Consider the following 23,122-nt stretch of genomic DNA (forward strand, 5'->3'; position numbering starts at 1 on the left):
TCCTTCAAGATAATACTACAAAGCGTAAGATTTTGGTAAATTCAGAGATGAGGTAAATTAATTTTATGCTGTCTGAAAAATTGCCAAAGGCAATGAATACATCCGTTGAATTCCCTGTTTTCTTCGAGGCTGAGCGTCAGCGTTTCTTTCGGCCCCTGAATAATTCTCGCAGGGAGCTTGTTGCTGGGTGTCTAAGGGCTTTATATGACCGATTACACGGCCCCATTGCCGACTATGCTCACAACCTTACGCGGGATGCTCTAAGAGAGCTCCTTCTCCCTGTCGTTCGGCAGTATCAAAGCATCAAGGCACATGAGGATGGTGACGATGAGTTGAGTGGCGCTGAAGCAGATGACCCGCAGGTACTTGTTGGTATGGTCATCCGGCTACTGTTAACCGATGGCTGGTTGGAGCAGTTTGCTGACCGTGCCGGCCTCGTAACAGCTTTCCGATTTTCTCGTCCAGGGAAGTTGTTCGCAGAGGCGCTTTGGTCGTTGGACCGACCAAGCCGAAGTCGACAACGGAACATGCGAGGTTGTCGCAACGCTCTTGACGCGGCGTTGTCCGACAGAGGTGACGCGCACGACTTGGTTGATGCCTATGAGTATGCTGAGAAAGTCATCGAGGATTTGACCGATGGCATCGACTATTTTCAAGAATTAGTCCGGCATCTGATGCAAACTGCCTCGATGCAAACTCAGTGGAGTGAGTTTGTTGAGTTCCTAGACCGCTTCCAACGAGACTATTCAAAGCAACTCACTGCAGACAACGCAACGCTAAACCGACAAGCTATCGTGCAAAAGCTGGAGCGGCTTCGTCTTGTCCCCGAGGCCAAATTTAAGCGAATGGATGAGCAGTTGCGAGATGTTGCACATTGGGCCTTACAGGAGCACGTCGGGAGCTCAGTCTTTGACTGGCTCCTAAACCGCATCGAAGACATTGTTGATGCTGCGTGCCAATCTAAGCAGCCTGGCTTTCTGAAAGCGATGGAGACTTATCTCAAGCGGGTCAATGGCTTGGCATTGCAGTCAATGATGCTGCGCTCTGGCCAGAATCGCCATTCTTACCTTGCAGCTATACAGAAGGTTGCTGAAGCATCTAGGGAGCAACAGGACCTGCTGCTCTCTCACATAGGGCAGTTCTTGGCGCCTGCGGAAGTTCGGCTATTGGACCCTTCAAGTTTCAAACTCCGAACCGCTGCCCAACGTCGTAAGTCGGTCACCATTTCTGTTCGACCGCGTCCTTCCCGTGAAGAACGCTTGGCCGCAGCCATGGCCCGTGCCGAGGCGGAAGCTTTCTCCATCCCCAACGAAGAAGTGGCCCAATTGCTTCGGCGTGACCTACGTACTTTTCAGCAACCCATTCGTGTTTCTGCTCTACCAACAGCTACTGCCCGAGACATCATTCGAACCATGCAAGCTGTAGAGACTGTTAGAAGTGAGGTTGGCGCAGATATGTCCGTTATAAAACTCCACACCCGCTTGGATAATGAACTCTACAGCGGCAATGACTACGAGATTGATTTTAAAAAATGAGCCTTCTTTCTTGCCTCAACGAGCAACTCACCATTGCCAATATCAAGCCCGAGCGATTTCGAGAAATCATCAACCGCCTGATGGCCCAGGGCGCCATAGTCCGTGATGAGGACCGGATTGAGCAGCTACTGTATGACGATGCAAGGCGCGTCGAGGATGTGCTGGAAGACTATTTCGATATCGCCGGCTTCCGTTTGCACCACGACAGTAATAACCAGTTCTATCGACTCTATTTGGCGGGCGCTGTAGTAGATGGTTTACCTGAGGACACCCTAGAGCCAACACCATCGCTGCGGGCTCGAGTCTCGCCTGACTTTGTTGCTATGGCCCTTGCGCTGCGCTTCATGTACCAAAACAAGCTCAATTCAGGCGATATCCAGCCGCAGGGTGAGGCACTGGTGAGCTTTGAGGAAATCGCAGCTACCATGCAGACGCAATTGAAGCGTCCACTCCCGAACGGCATAGGCGATAAGATGGCTTTGCTTACCGAGTTGAAGCGGCATCGCATACTTAGCTACACAGCAGAATTCTCAATTTCGGACGAAGATGCGCTGCTCGCTATCCGGCCAACCATCTTGGGCATAGTGTCTAACGACTCGCTAGCTGTTGCTCTCGAAACAGGAGGCATTGTTGACCAAGAAACTTCTATAGAGGAGTTAGAACAATGAAGCTCGACCATTTGGTGCTTGTGAACTGGGGGCAGATGCAGCCCGGCAACTACGAGCTGGGCAACATGACGCTACTCTCTGGCTCAACAGGGGCGGGCAAGTCGACGATGCTCGATGGACTCCAAACCATCATGACGGCAGCCTATCAAGGTATCGTGGCCTACAACCCTGGCCAAGAGGAAGTCCAGCAAAATCATCGCCGTGGCAAGTCAAAACGCACCCTTGAATCTTTCGTGGTTGGAGCCGAGTACAGCCTCTTTTCTCGACCGGCAGGTGCTCAGGGCTACCTCGCTGCGGTTTTTCGTCCGGGGCCTGAGGACGGGGCGGCTAAGATGTTTACTGCACTTGTAGCAGCTTCGGCGCGCGTGGACGGCTCAGGAGAGCGGCGAGGCGCGAAGCTGGAGCGTCTCGTACTGGTTATCGTCGAGGATGTTGCACTGTCGGTTGAACAGTTCTTTGAAGATATGGACCAAGGCATCTGTGTGCCGGTTGAAGACATCGTTAAGCGCTTGACTGCTAAGTATCCCAAAGTTATTACCTACGATGACCATAAGCGCGACTACCTCTGCGGCCTGTATGGACGATTCCGCGGGCGTATCTCCATTCCTTGGGAAGAGGCACAAAACGCGGCCCGGGCATGGTCACAATCGATTGCCTACAAGCCCATTGGTTCAGTTCACGACTTGGTACGCGATGATATTCTGGAGTTCGATGGCAAACAGCTGCAGGAGAGCATCGCTCGCATCAGTGACCTGATGTGTCAGGTGACAAATCTGAAGGTTGAAGGTAAGCGCATTGAAGTGACCGTCACTCGACTTCGCGAAATAAAGGAAGACATCGTCAAGACGACTGTTGCCTTCGAAGAGCAGGTTCAATTTGACTTGCTCCTGGCCAAATTGCAGCTGGCCGCGGACGAAGAGCGCATCGTATCAGAGCGGGAGAAAATCTCGGAAGACAGCACATTGGTCGAGCAGTGCAAGCTGAAGGCCAATACCGAAGGGCAGTTGAAGCATAACGTTGATAGCAGCCGCATTGAAATTGCCGCTAAGTTGAGCGGCATCCCGGCCCACACCGAGAAGGAGACTTTGGACGAGCGTCTTGAACGGGCGACTTCGGCCGCCCGCGGCAAACTTTCCGAATTACAGGTAGGACTCCTAGGCGCTGCACATATCAAGAATGCCGGCGACACTATCGTCAAAAGGCCAGTGCCGGAGCAGTTCCCGAAGCTCCTTGCAGCTGTGGATGCCGTGGGCAAGGCTCTCGCCGCAACCAATGTAGACAGGCTGGATGGATTGCTCAACGCCGTAGCAGATGCGAACCGAGACAACCTTCTATCCATCGAGAAGCTGCTTCAGCTCGCTCCTGCGTTTGACGGCATCGAAGCCGGTCTGGGCCAACTGTACAACTCGCTGGTCGGAACTGAGGACAGTGTACTCATGGCTGTTGCCGCCGAATCTGAATCGCTTGGGCTGCGCATCGAGACAGCGAAGAAAGCCCGCGGCGAGTTGGCCGAACGCAAACAGCGCCTTGCGGCTGGTGCTGGTAACTACAACCGCGACACCATCATAGCGCTTGAGCGCATCCGGGAGCGACTGCCTGACGCGGGCGTCCAAGTGTTGTGTGACCTCGTCGAGCCGGTGTCCGAGGAGTGGCAAGGCGCCATTGAGGGCTACATGGACGGCGCTCGCTTCAACCTCATAGTCAAACCGGATTGGGAAGCTCGTACGATAGAATTCTTGCAGTCTTGGGGTTCCCGGTCGAAGGTTGTTCAAGGCAAGCGGTGCCTAGACCGGGCGGACCTGTCGCGCGTACCCGGTAACTCAATCATTCACGAGTTGCGTACTGACCATCCTATTGCTCGGGCCTACCTCATTGAGCAGTTTGGCTCTGTTGTGAAGGTTTCGGACGCTGAAGAACTCCGGCAGACGTTGCGTGGTGTTACTAAGGATGGCAAAGGCAGCGGTGCAATGACTATGTTTATTTGCGAACGTCGAGACTTCGTCCTAGGTCGAAAGGCACGAGAGCGGGCGTTGCAGGACACTACTAAAAAGCTCGGCGATGCCGACAAGGAAATCGATGTTCTGGATTCCTCGAAAGACATTCTAGAGGGGGTCCGTAAATTGTTAGCAGGGCTGAGGGAACCAACATTCGATGCAACTCCTTTGGCTCTTTATGCTGGTGACCTTGATGCCACCAGACGGTCGCTTTCGCAGCTCGATTTGACTGAGGTCGAACAACTGCGGTCAGAACTTACTAAACTGGAAAATGCCATAGATAAGCACGACGAGCAAATCGAATTAGCCAAAGAGGCCGCCACGCTAGCTGAGCAGCGCATCAAGGCTGCAAAAGAAATGATTGAAAGTATCAACGCAGGTAGGGATGCTCGATTACAAGAACGTGATAAACAGATTTCCCGCCTGAAACAAATCTGCGAAGCCAACACGGAAAAGACATACACCGTGATGGCCCAAGAGGTCGACGACCTCATTACCTCGCAAACGTACGATGTTCCCGCTGTGCGTACTCGGCTAAGTCATCTGCGCACCCAACCAGACAAGCTTTTGGGCGACGTGCGTGAGAGGCTTGCGGAGTACAACGCTGCTGTTCAGACAGACGAACGATTTCAGTCCGCGCTGCCGCACCTGACAGATGCAACGTCCTTCGACCCCTACTATGGTCCCTTGGTCATCCTTGGCCGCTCAGTTAGTACGCTTCATAACGAGCTCGAAAGCATCGGCCTGTATAACAACCGCGTTAAGGTTGAGGAGGCAGAACGCTCCTTCCACGACGTCTTTACCAAGCAGTTCTGTGTTGAAATCAAAAGCAAGGTCGACGAAGGCGTACGCATGCTGCGTCAGTTGAACATTGAGCTTGAGAAGCTGAAGTTCGGTACAGACCGTTTCAACATCGACTGGTCGAAGTGGGAACCCGAGTTCCAGGAATATTATGGCTTCTTCACCGCTGTCGCCGAGTTGGCGGATTCACCAGAAACAGTTGATTTGTTTGGTGAAACGGAGCTTTCTCCCAAGCATATTGAAGTCCGTGACCGCCTAGTCAAGCTACTCCTAGACCAAGACCATGACAGAGCTGGGCGTGAATTGCTGCGAATCGCGGACTACCGCAACTACCGACGCTACGAAATCTGGAATGACTCGGACAGCGGCGGCCGCATCGCTCTGTCGACATGGGGCACGGGTTCTGGTGGCCAGCTGGAGACACCTGCGTACATTGTTCGTGCCGCCGTCGTAACCAATCGCCTGCGCCTTTTCGAGAAGGGAGCAAGCTTGAAGTTGCTTGTAAGCGACGAATCCTTCTCTCGCATGGACGAGTCGCGCGCACGTGCCGTCCTACGGTATCTGCGAGACAGCATGGGGTTGCAGCTGATTAGCGCCATGCCGACCAAGCATGTCGGCGCATTGCGCCCCGAGTTCGACCGCGAGTTCAGTTTCAGCCGCATGAATGTTCCAGACAATGGTGAAATTGATTTCGTATCAGAGTGCGACGAGCGTATTTATAAAAAGGACCGCATGCGTGAAGTTTGGGAGGCTCAGCGTCAAGATGTCCGCGAACAAGCCAAGCAGCTATTTGAGGCGGCTGAGCTTGAAGCACTAATGGGCGAGGCAAAGTGATGGACCAACCGCGTGGGGTGGAATCGGCACCCGTTCAGCAGCTTTTGAACTTGCTTGTAGACCGACTCGATTCAGCTGAGCAGCGAGGAAGTGCTGGCGTTAAGTCTATTGCCCTTGGCGAGCGAACTTGGCCAGCTCTTTATATGGCTCATCGTGAGTCCGAGAAAGAAAACCTGTGGGAGCATATTATCGAGTTGAGCTGTTGGGGCTGGCTCGTAGTTAAGCCGGAAGTTGCTACCCGCTCGCGGTCGGGTTATGCCGATTCACCGCGTGTTACCGTTGCGAACATTTTAGAGGTGCGAAAAGCCGTTGGTCGTTCAACCCGAATCAAGTCAGCGGTAGAGCGCTGGCGCGAAGCGGTGCGTGAAGGACTTCATGGCACTGATGAGGTCAAGGCCGCAGTGTCTGAGTTTTGTATTGATATGCCCGACCGCTCAATGGCCGAAGTTGTTGAGCGATTGAATGTGCTCCCCTCGCTTGTTGGTAAGGAATTATTGCTTCGCGAGGTGTCCTCTCAGCTGTTCTGGGGTATGTCTAAGGTCTTGGACAAGCGGCAAGGGCTTGTAGCTGCTGTATTAGGTGTAGATGAATGCCCCTTTCCAGAGTCTCCAATTCAGTTGCAGGTGTTTCTGCCTGAATCGGGCTACCATGGGGTGCTTTTCATCGAGAACCTCATGTGCTTCGAACGCGCCATTCGCTCTAAAAGTTCGGCTTTCGACGGACTAGCACTGGTCTACGCATCAGGCTACAAAGGCGGCGCTCAACGGCTTCGAACGCATGATGGTTGCTCACTCTTTTACTCGACGCGTGGTGGTTTCAGACAAGACCTTCGAGCGAGCTTCGAAGCTTGGCTGTTTAGCAAGGATGTTATTCCTGCCTTTTTCTGGGGGGACCTTGATTGGTCCGGCATGCGTATTCTGTCTGTTATGCGCACAACTTTTCTCGAACTTGCGGCTTGGGAGCCAGGTTATTGCCAAATGTTGGCTGCTCTCATAGGAGGAAATGGACATGCACCAGAAGCAGCTGACAAGCAAGGACAAAAGGCGCTAGATTTTTCTGGTTGTTTCTACGCGGATACCTATCTGTTACCAGCGCTACATTCCTACAAGAAGTTCGTGGACCAAGAGCAAATCAGGTTCTAGTAACTGACTAAACCCGTGTAACTGCAGGTCGTATCTAATATTCAACAGCCGGTGTACCCGCAGTTTTACTTTGTCTGATGCTGAAAACGAGTCAGTATGTCGATTGTTCCCGGCGATAGCTTGTGAGCTGCACCTGCCGGATTTCCTGCATGAAAGGCCAGGGCGGCGGCATCGTCTCCGGCGACTGGATTGCCGTCGGCTTCGGCAAGAAAAACTTGGTGAATCGTGGTGTTAGATTCGTGCTCAAACACAAATCGTAAGGATGTCGCTATGAGACTCGTTTCTTCATACAGCTCTCTGGCCGCAGCCATAATCGCTAATTCGCCACGTTCAATGTTGCCCCCGGGCAGTAAAGCAATGCCGCTATGAGTGAACGTTAACAGAACCGCATTATCTCGCAGCAAAATCACTGTAGCGCGCTGGCGCTTGGGCTTATTTTTTAAAGCTGTAGTCATGTTTTTCCTTTGGTGCTTATAGAGCATGTTGTTGTCATTGTTGGGTATCTGACGGATAGATATGCAGCTCTAGCAACCGTTGAGCGAGGCGAAAATTCGTTTGGAACTTGCGAATCCAAAAAGTGAACGCTACGTTGAAACACTGGGTACATTCTCGCCCAATTAGATGTGAATTTTAAGGACATTTTGCTTATCCGCTAAGTGCTAGCTCCGCTCGGCCCTATTTATGAAAGGGTATTGAAAGGAGTTGGCGAAATGTTACCTTCCTCGGTATATCTAGCAGCAGCGTTAAATTTCTGGTTTGTAGCGTATAGGTGTGAGCTGACTAGGGACTTCAATGCTCTGAACTTCAAGCGCAGCCAGACAGGAAAACAGGAATGCTGCGGTAAATTTCTTTCGGTTGATTTTCCGGTTTATCTGGTCCGGCGTTTCTTCGATGCCAAATTGCTTAAGCAAGCTAGACAGTTTTTTGAAACTCACTTTCCTTCTTTTCATCTCCGCGCGAAGCAGTTCATACGCACGGTCTTCCCAAGGCTGGAGTGCTGCCTCCGGCCGCAGAGCAACGGCTTTCATTGGCCGAACATCTCGCACGTCGTCACTCATTATCTGTATCCATCTGACCCATTCTCACTATTTTCAGTCATTAGCGACCGATTTGTAAATCATGTAGCCACCGCAACACTAGACGTCTTTATCACCTTTAATTTGTTGATAAAGAAATGTTGAGCAAAGAAGAAATTACTGAGCTTTTTGATAAGCTCGGTATCCCCGACAAAAGCCGTACCTTGGCTTTAAAGGCACGGATTGAAGCGCCAGTGCGCGATGTCAAATCGTATGCTGGTAATGTCATCACCATACTTTCAAGTCGCAAAATGGGCTGTGAGATTGCGACAGAAAGCAGGCACATCGAGTTTGCAGCAGCGGTTGACCATGAGTTTGATAGTGACGTCTTGGAGTATTACGCCCAGCCTGCTGAACTTAAACTCGAATTGATTGATACAGCCACTGGCGAAATCAAAAGCATAAAGCATACGCCGGACTTTTTGGTTATCACTGAAGACGGCCTCACTTTTGAGGAGTGGAAATCTGAAGCAAAACTGATACGTTTAGCTGAAAAATATCCATATCGTTACAGCCAGACTGCGGATGGCGACTGGTATTCCCCTCAGATTGAACAACAGCTTGCCGAACTAGGTTTTCACTATCGCATACGAAGCGAAAAGTCGATTCCACGCCGCCGCGTTGAAAACTTGTTGCATCTCGCGGACTACTTTCATCCTGGTTGCGAACCCCCAGATGAACATGAGTCTGCTCGTTTGCTTGCGGCACTTCGCGAGCATGGCTCACTTTATTTTAGTGAGCTGCTCTCTGCTCCGTTTTGCTTTTCTGCTGATTTACTCAATAAAGCGATAGCGGACCATTTAGTCGCGGCAGATTTAGATAATGAAAAAATAGCGGATATACGTCATTTTCGCTTATATCGCGACAATACATACCGGGACTTTTGTTGCGGCCAAGTTGCGCATCGAAATGTTTTGGGTATTGAACATTTTGTGCTCGATATCAAACCTGGCCTGCGGTTTGAATTTGACGGTAAACAGCTAACGATTGTATTGGCTGGTGAACAAGAATTGGTTTGCCAGAGTCATGACGGTCAAAAATGTAATTTATCCCGTGAGTGGCTGTTCGATGCTTTTGAGCGCGGAGCCGTTAAGACGATTTCTGACCCCGCGAATAGTCTGCTGGATGTCAGTCGCTTTTCCGAAGAAGAGCTCAAATGTGCTTTGCAACGACAAGCAATTTTGCAAAACGGTGTCGTCTCTCAGTACGCTAGCGAGAGAACTAAATTTCGTTGGAGAGCTAAGCAAGACGAAGTTGCTGCAAATGGCGGAAACGAAATACTCGCGCTTGTTCCAAATACAGCTGCGCGTGGGAATCGAAGCGCGCGATTGTCAGATGAGCAACTAAGCACGATACAAAGTGTAATTGAGCAAGACTGGCGTAATAATCGCGCCATCAATTTCAAAGCATGTCATCGAATATTAATCGATATCTGCAATCAAAAAGGGATTCAACCTCCATCATATCCAACTTTAATTTCTTTCATCAAAAGTGAAGAAACGAATCAAGATGTTCGAGTTCGCCACGGAAAACGAATGGCAACCCAACAAAGTGAATTTGTATCGACACTTATGTTAGATACGCCCATTCACGGAAGTCGAGCATTTCAGTACGTACACATTGACCATACGCAGCTAGATATCGAATTGATTTCTAGCCGGACCGGCAAGCCGCTTGGTCGGCCCTGGTTATCCTTTGCGATTGATGCATTCTCACGGCGCATTGTTGGGTTTTATCTAACCTTTGACCCACCGTCATACGTTTCAGTGATGATGATTGTTCGAGATATGGTTCGTCGTCATAACAGACTGCCTGAATTTATCGTCGTAGATAATGGCAAAGATTTTGCGTCCGATGCATTTGAATCTTTTTTGATGATTATGGGGGTGCATTTGCGCTTTCGTCCCGCAGGGCAACCCCGCTTTGGTTCAGTGCTCGAGCGAATTTTCGGCCGTATTCATACCGAATATATTCATAACTTGGCGGGTAATACGAAAGCAACAAAAAATGTTCGTATGACAACGGGCAAGCATTTGCCGGTCAATTTTGCTGAATGGACTCTTGAGTGCATGTACTTTGGCGTTGAGCACTGGTCTATGCAGTTTTACGACCAGGAAACCCATCCTGCTACAGGACTTTCTCCACGTGAAGCCTTTCAAAAAAGCTTGCACGAAAGTGGTGCTCGGCCTCAGCGCCATATCTCATTCAATCAAGATTTTTTGATTGCAACTTGTCCGCCTGTTGACCGGAAAGGTACGCGCTCAGTGAATCGGCAGACAGGTGTAAAAGTGAATCATTTGCTGTATTGGCATCCGATTTTTCGTGACCCCAAAGTTGCGGGGCAACAGTTTCTCGTGAAAGTCGACCCTTGGGATGCGGCAACTGTTTTTGTCCGAGTAAATGGGGCGTGGGTTCAAGCGACTTGCCGAATGTTGTCTGACCTGCGCCAACTTACTCATGCAGAGTGCGCAGCATTGAGCGAAGAATTCACTCAACGACATAGCACTAACTTCACTAATTCTGCTGCTGCACATCGCCTACGTGAATTCATGCAGGTTTTTACACCCGAAGGTGCACTGGCTGATGCGATGGAACGTCAGAGCGAAAACGCTAGTCTGTATGGCGCTTTGGAATTTGGCGGTGTCCAGCCGCAGAAAAATCACACCCTAACTCGCTCAATTGGCAGTTCTTCATCATTAAAAACAACTAATCAGGCTGGCACCGAGATGCCAGCGTTCGAGACGCGCTCTGACTCATACGACGACCTGCCTGATTTTGACTCACTATAAGAATAATCATTATGCAACCCACTCTTTCTAAAATTTCCAATCCAGCGATTCAACTTCAGCAGTTGCGAATCAAGCATAGTCGAATCGACGAAGTGCTGACTGAAGTAGACACCCTTATTTATCCGGGTAACCAAGACAGTATTTTGGTCATTGGGCCAACGGGCGTTGGCAAAACTATGCTGGCAAAACATATGCGCGATTCGGCTATTCAGGCCGCAGCAAACGAGATGCAGGCTGATGCAGGGCATATTCCTGCAGTGTATGTTGAAGCACCGGCTTCGGGTGAAAAGGAATTTCCCTGGCGCCTCTTTTTCCAGCGAATTCTGGCTCAATTGGAAGGGGATGTGAATTTGCCCAAGGTGCATTATGGGATTGACGCGGTAAGTGGCCGATTGGTTAAGCCTCGTGGCCAACCCATTAATTCCTTGGCGGCTTTGCGTACTTCCGTTGAACGAGCTCTGAAAGAGCGAGGCACTCGTTTTTTAGTTATTGATGAGGCTGCCCACATTATTCGTCAGTCGAGTAATCAGCGACTTTGCGTTCAGCTTGATACGTTGAAATCACTTACAAACGCCTGCGGTACACAAATTGTGCTAGTTGGAAGCTATGACTTGTATCCATTAGTTTCACTGTCAGCACAGCTTGCTCGACGTTTGCATGTATTACATTTTGAGCGCTATCGTAAGGACTCCGATGCCGATATTCGTGCTTTCAAGGCATGCATTCGTAGTTTTGAAAGAACTTTGCCAGATTTATGGGAAGGGAAACTCTTACCCCATGCTGATGCTCTTCAAGAAAATACTCTGGGTTGTATCGGAACGTTAAGTTCGGTTTTGACCCGGGCTGCTGTGTTGGCACAACAAGCTGGCAAATGGTCTGATGACATTTTGCGTCGAGCACTTCTTACTGAAGCGCAGCATAAGCAAATATTGTCTGAGACTCTCGACGGTGAAATGGCAATTAACCCAAGTTTGACTCGTACTTTTGCAGAAGTAAAACCTAAGCAATTCGATAAACGGAGTGCCGCATGATGTTAGCTAATCCACGCTCAACCTTGCATGCACTCCGGCCAATCGGCGTCGGTAGTGCTGACATTGAAAGCTTAACAAGTTATCTGTGCCGGTTGGCTGTTTCACACAGCGTTTCGTTGTCATCATTGGCGAAATTAATAGCTGATACGATTCAAGAAACGCTCAGAGAAGATTTTGACTGGCATGAGCGGCAACTTTCGGGGATTAGCTCAACAGCACAAAGTTGGGCGAGTGCAATTTCCATGTTGACCGGTGTTGGCGCGCTTGACAGGTTGACACTCAATACTTGGGCGCAAGTTATTCCAGCCAAGGGATTGATTGCTAAGAAAGTGCAGTGGTGTCCTGATTGTTTCCGTGATGATATCAAGGATGGCCATACGCCATACTATCGTCTGAGCTGGCAAATTGGTGCCGTAACAGTATGCGACAAGCACCATCGACCATTGATTTCAGCTTGCCCAGACTGCGGTCGTGTTAATCAACGTTATAAAGCTTGCTACGTGGTCCCCGGCTGGTGTTCTCACTGCGGATGTAGCTTGGCTGAGCATGACGCACAAGATTTAGGAACAACCAACGAAGTTAAGCCAGAGGCAATGTGGATTGCTCGTCAAATTGGCTTGTTATTAGAACGCCAATCAAGTCAGCAGCATACCCCATGCCTAGCAACAGTACGGGAGAATATTCGTACGATTGTTGCAGGGCTCGACCATGGTATTGGTGCGAATTTTGCGAAACGAATTGGAGTGAGCAAATCAGCTGTTCACTATTGGCTCAGTGATGGAGGGCTACCCACGCTGAATCACTTGCTACAAATAACAGCACATGCCGGCGTTTCTTTGCCAGATTTGTTAACTGAACCATTAAAAAACTGGACGCCACCTATTGCCCACCCGCAAATAGCATTAGACCTTGTCCATATGAACAAAGAACGGGAGTCGGCGCGAGTTTTGGACTGGGAGAAAATAAAAGCGGAATTAATGGCTTTTGCTCGTTTACCGGTTCCAATCAGTGTTGCTGAAGCGGGGAGACGGCTGGCAATTGATGACCGATACTTATATCTACAGGCCAATCGAGAGGCGCGTGTGCTTGGTGAGCGTTGGAAACAGTATGTTGTCAGAAGAAAGCACTTGGCAATGCTTGAAATAAAACCAACGCTAGAATCAGCATGCCGTGAAATTATCGAAGAAGGCCGCTCCATTAATCTTCGCGAAATCGAGCGAAAAGTACCGCATGAAATTCTAATGAGAGTTGAGCATCTCTATGATGTTCTGAATGAGGTAAAGGAAGGGTTGGGCGTGAGCTGACGCCAACAGCACTTAAAGTAAAAAAGCCGACTCTATGTCGGCTTTTTTGTTGCTTACCCTAACTAGTAGCTATCTTCGGTGGTATCACATTTTTACAATAAAGCATAATGTGGCACTTCGAAGAATAAAGCATAAAGTGGCATTACTGCCACTTTATGCTTTACGCCACATGAATAATCAGGGCTTTTTTATTGAGTATTGGTGGAGGTGGGGGGAGTTGAACCCCCGTCCAGAAGCACTCTACAGTGAGTTCTACATGCTTAGTCTAGCCATTTGGATTTAACACTGAGTCACGCCGACCGACAGGCTTGAACAGTGCGAGTTACCTTAAGTTTAACCCCCGGCCAAGTAACCCGACCTGAGGCGATCCCATCTAAATGACTCTACTGCTGGTTTGACCCAGCCCGCCCGATGGGCCTTGCGGTGTAGAGTCTAGCTTAAGCAGCTAGAGCGTAAGTTTCGTCGTTTGCGACTATTTTGGTTCAGTGTTTTACGGGTAGTCTGAGAACCCGGCATGCCCCCATCCGCTTTGCAACCCCTGTCGAAACCATGGCACCCCCGGTTCGAGGTCTTCATGCGGCATGAAGAAAATGGATTGTAACCCGAATTAGTCTAAATGAGCCAGCAATTCCAGCGGATGCGCGATGGCCAGATCGGCGCCCCAGGCTTCGGGCTGGTCGGTAGCGCTGATGTAGCCATAGCGCGCCAGTACGGTGGTCATACCCACTTTGCGGCCCGCTTCGATATCGCGCTCGGCATCGCCCACATACAGGCATTCGGCTGGATCTAGCCCTAACTCGGCCGCGGCATGCAGCATGGGTTTGGCATCAGGCTTGGGTATGCCTACGGTATCCCCGGAAACGCAGGTCTGCGGCGGGATAGGGAGGGGGAGTAATTCCACCAGCGGATCGGTAAAGCGCATTGGCTTGTTGGTGATAATGCCCCAGGCCAGCCCACGAGCATGAATGCCCTCGATCAGTTCGCGTATGCCGTCAAACAGCGTGGTTTGCCCGCAGAGGTCTTGCTCGTAGTGATCGAGAAAGCGCGCGCGTAATTCGGCAAAGCGCGCATCGGCGGGCGTTACGCCAAAACCCAGCTCCAGAAGGCCGCGAGCGCCGTGGCTGGCCAGTGGGCGAATGGCGCTGTAGGGCTGGGCGCTAATGCCTTCTTCGGCCAGCAGGCGGTTTAGTGCGGCGCCCAGATCGGGGGCGGTGTCGGCCAGCGTGCCATCCAGATCGAACAACACGCCACGTATCGGTTTAGACATGGGCTTTCCTTGTGGCCACCAGATAGTTCACATCGGTATCGTCGCCCAGTTTGTATACATCGGTGAGCGGGTTGTAGCTCATGCCGGTGAGGGCCACGGTATCAAGGCCGGCCGTGCGCGTCATGCGCGCCAGCTCCGATGGTTTGAGGAATTTGCTGTATTCATGCGTGCCGCGCGGCAGCATATTCAGTACATACTCAGCGCCCACGACGGCCAGCAAATACGCTTTCGGGTTGCGATTGATGGTAGAGAAAAACACCCAGCCGCCCGGCTTGACCAAGCGGGCGCAGGCGGCAACCACGCTGGCTGGCGAGGGCACGTGCTCCAGCATTTCCATGCAGGTGACCACATCAAAGCTTTCCGGGCACTCTTCGGCCAGCGCTTCCACTGGCACTTTGCGGTAATTGAGCGTCAGGCCGCTGTCGGCGCCGTGCTCTAGGAGGTGCAGCTTGGCGACTTTCAGCGATTTATCGGCCAGATCAATGCCGGTGACGTCGGCGCCATGCTCGGCCATGCCTTCCGATAAAATGCCGCCGCCGCAACCCACGTCCAGAATCTTCAGCCCCGCCAGCTCGGCATTTTGCCCGGCGTGTTGGGCAATAAAGCCCAGCCGCAGCGGGTTGATGTCGTGCAGCGGTTTGAATTCGCTGGTTTTGTCCCACCATTTGTGGGCCAGCGCAGAAAACTTGGCGATTTCTGCTTCGTCAACATTGATGTGTTCGGTGGTTTGCTCTGGGGTATTGCTCACAATGCTAATCCTTATAAGGTCTACGCGCGTATACCTGCGCTAATCTTGCTTTGCCATTGTCGTGCTTTGGCCTGAACTTGCGCCAGATTCAAACTTTGGTGCTGGCCGTGGCGATACACGGCGCGGCCAGCAATCCAGACATCGCTCACCTGCTGGCGATCGGCGGCGTACACCAGATGCGAGACCGGATCGTAACATGGCTGGGTGCCCACCGCGGAAAGATCCACGGCGATCAGATCAGCTTGTTTGCCAACTTCCAGCGAGCCCAGCCGATCTTCCTGCTGCAAGGCGCGGGCGCCATTGAGCGTGGCCATTTCCAGTGCCTGCCAGGCCGGAATCGCTTCCGGATCGCCGCTTTGCCCTTTGGCCAGCAAGGCCGCCAGCCGCAACTCGGCCAGCATATCGAGTTTATTGTTGCTGGCTGCGCCATCGGTGCCAATGCCCACATTCACACCGGCCGCCAGCTGCGCCTGAATTCGTGCCAGCCCCGAGGCGAGCTTTAGATTGCTGGCCGGGTTGTGCGCAATATGCACGCCTTTTTTTGCCAAGAGCGCGATCTCGCTATCGGTGGTGTGCACCATGTGGGCCGCTACCAGCGGGCTATCCAAGAGGCCCAGCCCGGCTAACCGCTCTAGCGGGCGCACGCCGTATTCTTTCTGGCTGGTGTTAATTTCATCCAGTGTTTCGTGGATATGGCAGTGAATGCCGAGATTAAGTTCATCCGCGAGGGTGATTACGCGCTGGAAGGTGGCATCGCTGACCGTGTAGGGCGCATGCGGTGCGAGGGTGAATTGCAGCAGTTTTTCGCCGGTAAATTCGGCCTGGCTTTTTAATGCTTTGCCAATGTAATCATCGGCATTGCTGGCATAGGGGGTGGGGAACTCGAGAATCGAGCAGCCTATGGTCATGCGAAAACCGCTGGCCAGTGCTGCGCGGGCCACGGCGCTGTGATGGAAATACATGTCATTACAGCTGGTGGTGCCGCCGGCAATCATCTCGGCAATCGCCAGCTGCGTGCCATCAAACACAAAATCATCGCTGACATGCGCGCCTTCGGCCGGCCAGATGTGTTCTTGCAGCCAGCGCATCAGTGGCAAATCATCGGCATAACCGCGCAATAGCGTCATGGCCGAGTGGGCGTGCAGATTAATCAGCCCGGGTAGCAGTGCATGTTGGGGTAATTCGTGGTGGCGCGCCGCGGGATAGGCGGCAATGGCTTGTTCGCGCGGCAAAATGGCGCTGATTCGTTCATCAGTGATGACCAATGCATGCTCGGTCAGTACGGTGTGGCGGGGAACTACCGGAATTAGCCAGCGCGGAAAGAGGATATCGGTCGCCATGATGAGCTCGAAAAAGCAGATGGCTTATTTTATCAGGCTGGCAGAGGGCCTGAAATGCAAAAAGCCGACCAATCGGTCGGCTTTTCGCTAATTCGGAAAATTCCGAATTATTTAGCAGCTTCAGAAGCAGCAGAAGCTTCAGGAGCAGCAGCAGCTTCAGAAGCAGCAGAAGCTTCAGCAGCTGGAGCAGAAGCTTCAGCAGCAGGAGCAGAAGCTTCAACTACAGCAGAAGCAGCTTCAGTAGCTTCTTCTTTTTTGCCACAAGCAGACAGAGCAACAGCCAACAGAGCAGCAACGAGCAGAGATTGTTTCATTTTAAAATCCTTTTCGAAAAGATTAACTAAAAAGTTTCGGTAACCGGCCAATTGGCCAATCGCCTAAATTCACTTCGGCGTGAGGTGTTTCACAACCAACGCTGCGAATTCTAATCAGCTCGTCGGTAAATTGCTAGTGCTGCAAGCGGCTTTTGGCCTTAAAAATGCAATGTAAACTGCTACTCCGTGTAACGCCGTGTACATCCTTATAAATCAAGACGTTGAGACGCACTAATCGGTAAGGATTGCGCCCAGAGTGTGGCAAAAAGTTGGCTCAATTGAGTGGCATATTGGCGCTGACTACCCCATTCGCCCCGAAACCAGTCGTAATGATGGCGTTCCAGATAATGTAAATGATCGGCAATCAGCCAGCCTTTTGGCTGATGGCGTAACTCGGCGGGAATTAAGCGCACTTCAATTAAATGCGCAAATCGTTCGGCCAGCTGTGTAAAGCGCGGGCAGCCGGTGCGCAGATAATCTTCGCGGGCCAGCAGCAGTTGCAGCCGCCCCGGCGAGGGCTGGGTGAAAAAGCGGCATAAGCGCTGCTGGTTGGCCGCGCTGCCTAGCCCCATCTCGCTGGCATTGTTCTCGCTGATTTGCAGGGTATGGCTGGCCAGATCAAATAATTGATCGATCCCGGCTTGATACCCTGCTCGGGTATCAAAGCGTTCGCGCTGCGCTGCCGTGTCAGTCATAGTTGGCGGGGGCCAGATAGCCGTATTCGTGATAGGTATATAAGACTTCGAGCAAAGCCTCGTCGTATTCATCGGCAGGCAAGCTGCGCTGATCGGCCAGCGCGCGCAGCTGCGCGAGCTCGGTGGCGCCGAGGCTGGCTAGTTCATCGGCTTCCAATGCTTCGCCATTCAGATAAATGCCTTGCTCGTTGTAGAGCATTTGTGATTTCAGATTCAGCGCCACCCCGTGGCTAGCCACGGCGGCGACAAAATCGTCGTACTCGAGCGGGGCGCTGTGCTGGTCAAAAAACACATGCGGCTTGGGCTCGGAGAAATAGCGGCCGATAAAATCCTGCACCATGTGTTCATCCCAGCGGATTTGCGTGAGCATCTGCTGGATGCGGGCGGTAAATTGTGCATCAATCTGCGCCGGGGTAGTGGTGACTTGCGCGTCGGGGTCGCTGTACATGCCATCGAGGCACAATTCATCCTGCAGGTATTCCAGAAACTTGCTGGCGATTTCCTGGGTTTTCGGGGCGCGGAACCCCACCGAATAAGTCATGCCCGGCTCAAGGGCAACGCCATAGTGCGCATATTTGGGGGGCAGATACAGCATATCGCCATGTTCCAGTATCCATTCCTGCTCAGGGTTGAATTCTTTCAGGACCCGGATTGGGGCGTCTTCGATAAAGCCCATCGCGTCGTCGCTGGAAATTTGCCAACGTTTTCTGCCACCCACCTGCAACAAAAATACATCATAAGAATCATAATGCGGGCCGACTGTGCCGCCGGGTGGGGCGTAGGAGATCATCACGTCATCCAGCCGGGCATAAGGCAGGAAATTAAACTGGTATAAAAACTTGGCGATGTGCGGCACCTGATGGTTCACATCTTGTACCAAGATGGTCCAGTCGGTTTCGGGCAAACGCTTGAGGCGGCTGGGGCTAAACGGGCCGCGCTCGAGCGTCCAGCGGCCGTTTTGCTGGGTAATCAGCCGCGATTCGATGTCGTCGCGCTGGGCAAATTCGCTTAAGCGGGCAAAATCGATCAGCTCGGGAAAGCGATCCCAGGCCTGGCGAATCAGCAGCGGTTTTTTTTGCCAATATTCGGCCAGAAAGGTTTCAGGGCTGATTCCGCCGAGCAGCGGGGCATGGAAAGCTGTTTTACGCATCGCGAGTGACTATAAAGAAAACCATAACAAAGACTATTATCGCACCGACTGGAGAATTCATGCTGAATGCCGGAGACCTGGCACCGGACTTTGCCTTGCCGGATGCCGCCATGGACATGGTGCAATTGAGCCAGTTTCGTGGCCAGCGCAATGTCGTGTTGTACTTTTTTAACAAAGATCACACCCCGGGCGGCATTGTCGAGGCGGTGGAGTTTTCCGATCGGGTTGACGCATTTGCGCAATACCAGACGATTATTCTCGGGGTTAGCTCGGATGACTGTCTGTCGCACGACAGCTTTATCGATGAGCAAGGTTTGGCGTTTGATCTGCTGGCCGACACCGAGCTGGAAGTCAGCCGTCTGTATCATGCCGTGCACGAATGGGAAGCGCAGGGCATGGTAAGATACGGCATTGAGCGCTCTACCTTTGTGATCGATCATGCTGGCGTGATCCGCCACGCACTGTATCACGTATCGCCCAAAGGCCATGCGGCCGAAATACTAAATCTTGTCAAACAGCTAGGATAATCCAACTATGCAAATCGCTAAAAATTCCGTTGTTACACTGCACTATCAGATGTTCGACGCAGAGGGCAACCAACTGGACAAAACCGAAGAGCCGATTGCATATCTGCATGGCGGTTATGACAATATCCTGCCGCTGGTTGAAGAAGCGCTGCACGGCAAAACCACCGGTGATCTGGTGGAAGTGAGCATGTCGGCTGACGACGCTTTCGGCGAATTCGACCCAGAACTCGTACGCGACGAAGAGAAAGATCAGTTCCCACCTGAAGTATCCGTGGGCATGATGTTTGAAGCAGATGATCCAGAAACCGGCGAAATCATTCTGTTCCGCGTGACTGAAATCGAAGGCAACCGCGTGACTGTGGATGGCAACCACCCATTTGCCGGCATGAACATCGTGTTCAAAGCCCAGGTGACTGATGTGCGTGAAGCCAGCGCTGAAGAAATCGCGCACGGTCACGTGCACGGCGAACACGGCCACCACCATTAATCTGTGCTAGCGATGGCAGCATGGCTGTCATCTCTGCGCGGTAATATTTACGGCGATCTCTTTAGGTCGCCGTTTTTCATGCCCTGCCAAGCTGGCGTTTTCGCAGTTGTTGCAAACTTGCAACCGCCTGTCATGTAAGTTTAATGTGAGCACAGCTGAGCCAAGTCCCGCTTTGCTTGGTTTGCCGGCCTACCCACCACCGCTGGTCCGCTAGCACATCGCGCGCCTGTTGCACTAGTCCCCCACTTTCCCCTAGTATTTGTGCCAACAAGGTGAGCTCAACACAAGATGTTGTGTTTCCCCACAAACTATACACAGACTTATACACAAGGATCCGTGCATGTACGCTACGCTTGAAAGTACCCCAGCCAGCCGCAACGAGAATGCCGAAGTACCGGCGCTGTCGCACGATGCTGCGCAGTACGCCAACTACAAGATTATCCGTCGCAATGGCGCGGTGGTGCCTTTTGAGCCCACCAAGATCACCGTGGCGCTAACCAAGGCCTTTATCGCCGTACAGGGTAGCCATGCCGCTTCCAGCGCGGCGGTGCGTGAGCTGGTGGCACGTCTGACGGATGCTGCGGTCAGCGCGCTGATGCGCCGCAAGCCCGATGGTGGCGCGATCCATATCGAAGACATCCAGGATCAGGTTGAGCTGGCGCTGATGCGCTCGGGCGAACACGACGTGGCGCGTGCCTATGTACTGTATCGCAATGAGCGTCAGCGCGAGCGCGCGGCCGCCCGCCAGGATCAGCCAGCCGAGCAGCAACACGCGATCAATGTGCAATACGAAGATGGCTCTAGCCGCCCGCTGGATATCAGCAAGCTCAAAGCGCTGATCGCTTCTGCGTGTACGGGCCTGGAAGCCTACACCGACCAAGAACAAATCTTGGCCGAAACCCTGAAAAACCTCTACGACGGCGTACCAGCCGAAGAGCTGCGCAAATCGACCGTATTGGCGGCGCGTACCTTCCTGGAAGTCGACCCAGCCTACACCCAAGTTACCGCCCGTCTGGTGCTGCACAGCCTGCGCCGCGAAGTGCTGGGCGAAGAGGTGAGCCACGAAGAGATGGCCACCCGCTACGCCGAGTATTTCCCGCGCTATGTGAAAAAAGGCATCGATGCCGAGCTGCTGGATGAAAAACTGGCCCAGTTCAATCTGGAAAAACTCGCGGCCGCGCTGGATCATAACCGCGATTACCAGTTCGGTTACCTCGGCCTGCAAACCCTGTACGACCGCTATTTCCTGCATATCGAAGATCGCCGCATCGAATTGCCGCAAATCTTCTTTATGCGCGTGGCCATGGGCCTGGCGCTGAACGAAATCAATCGTGAAGAGCGCGCCATCGAATTCTACAACGTGTTGTCGAGCTTCGACTTTATGAGCTCAACCCCGACGCTGTTCAACTCGGGTACCCGTCACAGCCAGATGTCGAGCTGCTACCTGACCACCGTACCGGATGATCTGGATGGCATTTTCGAAGCACTGAAAGAAAACGCCTTGCTGTCGAAATTCGCCGGTGGCTTGGGCAATGACTGGACCAACGTCCGCGCGATGGGCAGCCACATCAAGGGCACCAATGGCAAGTCACAAGGCGTGGTGCCATTCCTGAAAGTGGTGAACGACACTGCCGTGGCCGTAAACCAGGGTGGTAAACGTAAAGGCGCCGTGTGTGCCTACCTGGAAACCTGGCACGCCGACATCGAAGAATTCCTCGAGCTGCGTAAAAACACCGGTGATGATCGTCGCCGTACCCACGACATGAATTCAGCCAACTGGATTCCTGATCTGTTTATGAAACGCGTGATGGAAGGCGGCGAGTGGACTTTGTTCAGCCCATCCGAAGCCAGCGATCTGCACGATAAAGTCGGCAAAGCCTTTGAAACCGCCTACCTGAACTACGAAGCCAAAGCGGCCCGTGGTGAAATGCGCGTGGCGAAGAAAATCCCGGCGCTGACGCTGTGGCGCAAAATGCTGACCATGCTGTTCGAAACCGGCCACCCATGGATCACCTTCAAAGACCCATGCAATATTCGCAGCCCGCAGCAACACGTTGGCGTCGTGCATTCGTCGAATCTATGTACCGAAATCACCCTGAACACCAACGACGAAGAAATCGCCGTATGTAATCTGGGCTCGATCAATCTGTACAACCACCTGAAAAATGGTCAGCTCGATGCCGAGAAACTGTCGCGCACGGTGAAAACCGCGATGCGCATGCTCGACAACGTGATCGACATTAACTTCTACCCGGTGCGCAAAGCGCGCAATGCCAATCTGAAACACCGTCCGGTGGGTCTGGGCATTATGGGCTTCCAGGATTGCCTGCACGCCCTGCGCGTACCGTATGCCTCAGAGGCGGCGGTGGAATTTGCCGATCTGTCGATGGAAACCGTGGCCTACCACGCTTACTGGGCCTCAACCGAGCTGGCGCAAGAGCGCGGCACTTACGGTAGCTACAAAGGCAGTCTGTGGGATCGTGGCATCTTGCCGCAAGACTCATTGCGCCTGCTGGAAGAAGAGCGCGGCGGCTATCTGGAAGTGGATCGCAGCTCGCGGCTGGATTGGACCATGCTGCGCGACCGCATTGCCGCCTACGGCATGCGCAACTCGAACTGCCTGGCCATCGCGCCAACTGCCACCATTTCCAACATCATTGGCGTGGATGCGTGTATCGAGCCGACTTACCAGAATCTGTACGTGAAATCGAATCTGTCGGGCGAATTCACCGTCATCAACGAACACCTGGTGCGCGATCTGAAAGCACGTGGCCTGTGGGATGAAGTGATGGTGTCGGATTTGAAATACTTCGATGGCTCGGTGCAGCGCATTGATCGTATTCCGCACGATCTGAAAGAGCTGTATGCCACCGCCTTCGAGATGGATCCGAAATGGCTGGTGGAAGCCGCTTCACGTCGCCAGAAATGGATCGACCAAGCGCAATCTCTGAACATCTACATGGCCGGCGCTTCAGGTAAAAAACTGGACGAGCTGTATAAACTCGCCTGGACGCGTGGCCTGAAAACCACTTACTACCTGCGCACGCTGGCAGCTACTTCGGCCGAGAAATCGACCGGCCGTGGCGGTGAGCTCAACGCCGTACCGGTGGATGGTGGCTACAACGCTGCTGCAGCAGCCCAAGCGGCGATTGCGGCCGCTGCAGTGGCGGATGCTACGCCAGCGACCGATGCGAAGTTCTGCTCGATTGATAATCCGGATTGCGAGGCTTGCCAGTAATCAGCTGATTTAAGTGGATACCCGCAAGGGTATTCACTTGAAGCATTGATACGCTGTTTGTTTGGTAGGTATACCCATCGTCATCTGTAAAGGTGACGATATTTGAGATCATTGAAACAGTGATTTCAAATATCGTGAGATGAAGATCTTCGGCAAGTTGCAAGCGCAGTGGCTGCGATTGC

The 23,122-nt window shown here is 52.4% G+C and carries 18 protein-coding genes and 1 other RNA gene; 10 read left to right on the forward strand and 9 right to left on the reverse strand.

The genetic code is table 11. The features are described from left to right. Window positions 1-65: 65 nt before the first annotated feature. The 4 genes from L991_RS13355 to L991_RS17050 are packed head-to-tail and all read left to right on the forward strand — an operon-like array spanning window position 66 to window position 6,974. Window positions 66-1,535 (forward strand): Wadjet anti-phage system protein JetA family protein, encoded by a 1,470-nt coding sequence (locus L991_RS13355; RefSeq protein WP_052190886.1) that lies wholly within the window; start codon window positions 66-68, stop codon window positions 1,533-1,535. Then, window positions 1,532-2,203 (forward strand): DUF4194 domain-containing protein, encoded by a 672-nt coding sequence (locus L991_RS13360; protein ID WP_047396449.1) that lies wholly within the window; start codon window positions 1,532-1,534, stop codon window positions 2,201-2,203. The genes L991_RS13355 and L991_RS13360 overlap by 4 nt, the downstream gene beginning before the upstream one ends. Continuing rightward, window positions 2,200-5,832, forward strand: a complete 3,633-nt coding sequence (locus L991_RS13365) for an SbcC/MukB-like Walker B domain-containing protein (protein ID WP_047396451.1) — start codon at window positions 2,200-2,202, stop codon at window positions 5,830-5,832. The genes L991_RS13360 and L991_RS13365 overlap by 4 nt, the downstream gene beginning before the upstream one ends. After that, window positions 5,832-6,974: a DUF2220 family protein gene (locus L991_RS17050; RefSeq protein ID WP_081986682.1), complete on the forward strand. Its 1,143-nt coding sequence runs from the start codon at window positions 5,832-5,834 to the stop codon at window positions 6,972-6,974. The genes L991_RS13365 and L991_RS17050 overlap by 1 nt, the downstream gene beginning before the upstream one ends. A gap of 65 nt (window positions 6,975-7,039) precedes the next feature. Here L991_RS17050 and L991_RS13375 read toward each other — a convergent pair whose 3' ends face one another. Both L991_RS13375 and L991_RS13380 read right to left on the reverse strand, forming a co-directional pair. Next, a complete protein-coding gene (locus L991_RS13375; RefSeq protein WP_197053897.1) occupies window positions 7,040-7,429 on the reverse strand; it encodes an NUDIX domain-containing protein in 390 nt (129 codons plus the stop codon). A 288-nt stretch (window positions 7,430-7,717) separates the two neighbouring features. Then, window positions 7,718-8,032: a DUF6471 domain-containing protein gene (locus L991_RS13380; RefSeq protein WP_197053898.1), complete on the reverse strand. Its 315-nt coding sequence runs from the start codon at window positions 8,030-8,032 to the stop codon at window positions 7,718-7,720. A 116-nt stretch (window positions 8,033-8,148) separates the two neighbouring features. Here L991_RS13380 and L991_RS13385 point away from each other — a divergent pair, with 116 nt between their 5' ends. Genes L991_RS13385 through L991_RS17055 form a run of 3 tightly spaced genes read left to right on the forward strand, consistent with a single transcriptional unit; the run spans window position 8,149 to window position 13,174 of the window. Continuing rightward, complete coding sequence (locus tag L991_RS13385; RefSeq protein ID WP_047396453.1) at window positions 8,149-10,839, forward strand: DDE-type integrase/transposase/recombinase; 2,691 nt, start codon at window positions 8,149-8,151, stop codon at window positions 10,837-10,839. A gap of 11 nt (window positions 10,840-10,850) precedes the next feature. Then, window positions 10,851-11,870 (forward strand): TniB family NTP-binding protein, encoded by a 1,020-nt coding sequence (locus L991_RS13390; RefSeq protein WP_052190888.1) that lies wholly within the window; start codon window positions 10,851-10,853, stop codon window positions 11,868-11,870. Then, window positions 11,867-13,174: a TniQ family protein gene (locus L991_RS17055; protein ID WP_047396456.1), complete on the forward strand. Its 1,308-nt coding sequence runs from the start codon at window positions 11,867-11,869 to the stop codon at window positions 13,172-13,174. The genes L991_RS13390 and L991_RS17055 overlap by 4 nt, the downstream gene beginning before the upstream one ends. Before the next feature lie 199 nt (window positions 13,175-13,373). Here the strand turns inward: L991_RS17055 and ssrA are convergent. The 7 genes from ssrA to L991_RS13425 all read right to left on the reverse strand — a co-directional run bounded on the left by ssrA (window position 13,374) and on the right by L991_RS13425 (window position 18,688). Beyond that, window positions 13,374-13,734: a transfer-messenger RNA gene (gene ssrA, locus L991_RS17060) on the reverse strand. Between the two features lie 47 nt (window positions 13,735-13,781). Beyond that, on the reverse strand, window positions 13,782-14,441 hold the full coding sequence (locus L991_RS13400; RefSeq protein WP_047396459.1) for an HAD family hydrolase: 660 nt from the start codon (window positions 14,439-14,441) through the stop codon (window positions 13,782-13,784). Beyond that, entirely contained in the window at window positions 14,434-15,156 is a 723-nt protein-coding gene (ubiG, locus tag L991_RS13405) for a bifunctional 2-polyprenyl-6-hydroxyphenol methylase/3-demethylubiquinol 3-O-methyltransferase UbiG (RefSeq protein ID WP_047396730.1), read from the reverse strand. Before ubiG ends, L991_RS13400 begins: the two co-directional genes overlap by 8 nt. 53 nt (window positions 15,157-15,209) lie before the next feature. Further along, complete coding sequence (locus tag L991_RS13410; protein WP_047396462.1) at window positions 15,210-16,529, reverse strand: TRZ/ATZ family hydrolase; 1,320 nt, start codon at window positions 16,527-16,529, stop codon at window positions 15,210-15,212. 107 nt (window positions 16,530-16,636) lie between these two features. Beyond that, window positions 16,637-16,843, reverse strand: a complete 207-nt coding sequence (locus L991_RS17065) for a hypothetical protein (protein WP_034619865.1) — start codon at window positions 16,841-16,843, stop codon at window positions 16,637-16,639. Window positions 16,844-17,049: 206 nt separating this feature from the next. After that, on the reverse strand, window positions 17,050-17,538 hold the full coding sequence (locus L991_RS13420) for a hypothetical protein (protein ID WP_047396466.1): 489 nt from the start codon (window positions 17,536-17,538) through the stop codon (window positions 17,050-17,052). After that, on the reverse strand, window positions 17,531-18,688 hold the full coding sequence (locus L991_RS13425; protein ID WP_047396469.1) for a cupin domain-containing protein: 1,158 nt from the start codon (window positions 18,686-18,688) through the stop codon (window positions 17,531-17,533). The genes L991_RS13420 and L991_RS13425 overlap by 8 nt, the downstream gene beginning before the upstream one ends. A 59-nt stretch (window positions 18,689-18,747) precedes the next feature. Here L991_RS13425 and L991_RS13430 point away from each other — a divergent pair, with 59 nt between their 5' ends. The 3 genes from L991_RS13430 to L991_RS13440 all read left to right on the forward strand — a co-directional run bounded on the left by L991_RS13430 (window position 18,748) and on the right by L991_RS13440 (window position 22,940). Continuing rightward, entirely contained in the window at window positions 18,748-19,215 is a 468-nt protein-coding gene (locus tag L991_RS13430) for a peroxiredoxin (RefSeq protein WP_047396471.1), read from the forward strand. Between the two features lie 7 nt (window positions 19,216-19,222). Further along, window positions 19,223-19,702, forward strand: coding sequence for a peptidylprolyl isomerase (locus L991_RS13435; protein WP_028450805.1), 480 nt, complete (start codon window positions 19,223-19,225; stop codon window positions 19,700-19,702). Between the two features lie 340 nt (window positions 19,703-20,042). After that, window positions 20,043-22,940, forward strand: coding sequence for a ribonucleoside-diphosphate reductase subunit alpha (locus L991_RS13440; protein ID WP_028450804.1), 2,898 nt, complete (start codon window positions 20,043-20,045; stop codon window positions 22,938-22,940). Window positions 22,941-23,122 lie beyond the last annotated feature (182 nt).

The organism is Chitinibacter sp. ZOR0017 (assembly GCF_000799095.1).
GTDB classification, from domain to species: Bacteria; Pseudomonadota; Gammaproteobacteria; order Burkholderiales; family Chitinibacteraceae; genus Chitinibacter; species Chitinibacter tainanensis.